The 1927-nt window shown below is 62.2% G+C and carries 4 protein-coding genes; 1 reads left to right on the forward strand and 3 read right to left on the reverse strand.

Features of this window, described 5'->3' with window-relative positions; all coding sequences use genetic code 11:
• Nucleotides 1-117 precede the first annotated feature (117 nt).
• Complete coding sequence (locus EN750_RS32055; RefSeq protein ID WP_127320647.1) at nt 118-402, reverse strand: helix-turn-helix transcriptional regulator; 285 nt, start codon at nt 400-402, stop codon at nt 118-120.
• 281 nt (nt 403-683) lie between these two features.
• Between EN750_RS32055 and EN750_RS32060 the strand changes: the two genes are divergently transcribed.
• The gene (locus EN750_RS32060; protein WP_127399086.1) at nt 684-1298 is read left to right on the forward strand and encodes a hypothetical protein; all 615 of its coding nucleotides are present in this window, start codon (nt 684-686) and stop codon (nt 1296-1298) included.
• 92 nt (nt 1299-1390) lie between these two features.
• On the opposite strand, the gene EN750_RS39685 is transcribed toward EN750_RS32060, so the two are convergent.
• Together EN750_RS39685 and EN750_RS40090 are read right to left on the reverse strand one after the other, a co-directional pair.
• A complete protein-coding gene (locus tag EN750_RS39685) occupies nt 1391-1669 on the reverse strand; it encodes a hypothetical protein (protein WP_164761732.1) in 279 nt (92 codons plus the stop codon).
• A gap of 74 nt (nt 1670-1743) precedes the next feature.
• On the reverse strand, nt 1744-1927 hold a 184-nt coding region (locus EN750_RS40090), incomplete at its 5' end, for a hypothetical protein (protein ID WP_210212785.1).

Genomic DNA, 1927 nt, shown 5'->3' on the forward strand with positions numbered 1-1927 from the left:
GTATAAGCACGTGCGGCATACAAATCGGCAAGCCCCAGGCTGAAGCAGACGCTGCGGCAGGTACAAAGAAACCCGCCAAGGAGCCTTGGCGGGTTCTCTGGAATGCTTGGTGCGGATCTAAGCCAGCGATCGGCCTTGCGCCGCCGGCGTCGGCGCAGCCGGGGTGATCAGAGCCTCCTGGGGAAGGTGAAGCGCGGACACAATACGACGCAGCTTCGACGGGTCGGTCACTCTGCCGCTTTCGATATCCTCAATCTCGTCCACCGCCAGGCCGCATGTCAGGGAGAGCTCTTCCACGCTGTAACCGCGGGTCTCCCGCATCGCTCTGAGGGTGTTGTAATCTGGCCCGCTCCCGTTGGTTGCCGGTTCGGAGTGGGGTTCGCTTTTCGCATTATGGGGCATTGGCAACTCCATGACTGAAAGAGTTTGATCAAATGAGGAGTGTTGCCTGAGACGGTCGGGAAGATGCCCTCTCGCCGGCGATTTGCCAAGAGCCAAAAGGGCCGTCACGGGATCGTGAACCAGGTACCTGGCGCGGCCTCTCGCGCACACGTCGCGATCAAGTTGTTTTGAAGGCCTGATCAGCCTTTTGCCGGCAGTTTCGCCGCGCCCATTCGTTATCTCCGGGTCGCTGGCGTGAAACCATCCGGTTCCAGCCAGCCGTTCCCGGAAGGATTTTTGCAATCAACCTGAAGACAGTCATGGTCGTGCTCGGCACGATTTCCAGCCTTTACGTCGCCGGCGCGGGCGCCGCCCAAGCCGCAGAGGCGCTGCGTGTGCGCGGCACGGTGGTCAGTTTCGAACCCACGCTGCTCACCGTGAAAACGCGCCAGGGCGATACCGACGCGATCAAGCTCAAGGCCGGCTGGAAGATCTCGGGCGTCGCCAACGCCTCGGCAAAGGACATCAAGCAGGGCGATTTCCTCGGCATTGCCTCGGTTTCGAAAGCGGATGGTGGCAGCGGCGCCCTGGAGGTGGTGGTCTTTCCGGCCGCGCTGAAAGGAACCGGCGAGGGTGACCGCCCCTGGGACCTCCAGCCAAACAGCCGGATGACCAACGGCACCGTTGCCGACGTTACCGATATAAGCGGGCGGTCCGTCACGCTGACCTATGACAATGGCCAGACCAAGAAGATCTCGATCCCCGACACCACGCCCGTCGTGACCTTCGCGCCGGCGACGCCTACCAACCTCAAGCCGGGTGCGACGGTCTTCGTCACCGCTGAGCGGGGCAGCGACGGCGCGCTGAGCGCCAGCCGCGTCGTGGTCGGAACCAACGGCGTCGTGCCACCGATGTAGTCGAACAGGCGGCCCAATGGCCGTCTCTCTCGATCTTGCCGTGCATGGTGGCGGGAGGCTGGATTGGGCAGAAACAGTCCAGAAACAAAATTCTACAATCGGGAAATACTGACGAAAAAATTCAGGCGCGTAATTCCATTCGCGGCGGCCGGGCTATCGCCTCGATCCATATGCGCCCGCGAAACAAAAGGAAACCATCCATGAAGAAGTCCCTCCTCTCGGCCCTCGGGCTTGCAGTTGCATTGGCTTTCACGGTGCCCGTCATCGGCGCGACGAGCGCGGATGCGGCCCCGATGGCCAAGCATCATCGTCACCACCATCATCACCGCCACCATGTCCGCCACCACCATCATCACCGCCACCACCACCATGTGATCGGAAACAAGGCCTAAGCACCGCAGACTGCCACCGAGAAGACCGGCCTTGGCTTCCTGTCCAAGGCCGGCTACTCCGCCCCGCGAGGCTCGATCTCGGACTGGATCAACAATTCACGCAAATCCACGCCGCGACGTCGTCGTCTATCCCGGCGCTGGTATGGCACCACGACCAATCCGGCATTCGCCAGCGAAATCGAGCGGCTCTGGCGGCTCGACCAATCGCATTGCGCCGGCGGCACAGAGGTGCGAGGC

It is taken from the genome of Mesorhizobium sp. M7A.F.Ca.ET.027.03.2.1 (genome assembly GCF_003999175.1).
GTDB lineage: Bacteria > Pseudomonadota > Alphaproteobacteria > Rhizobiales > Rhizobiaceae > Mesorhizobium.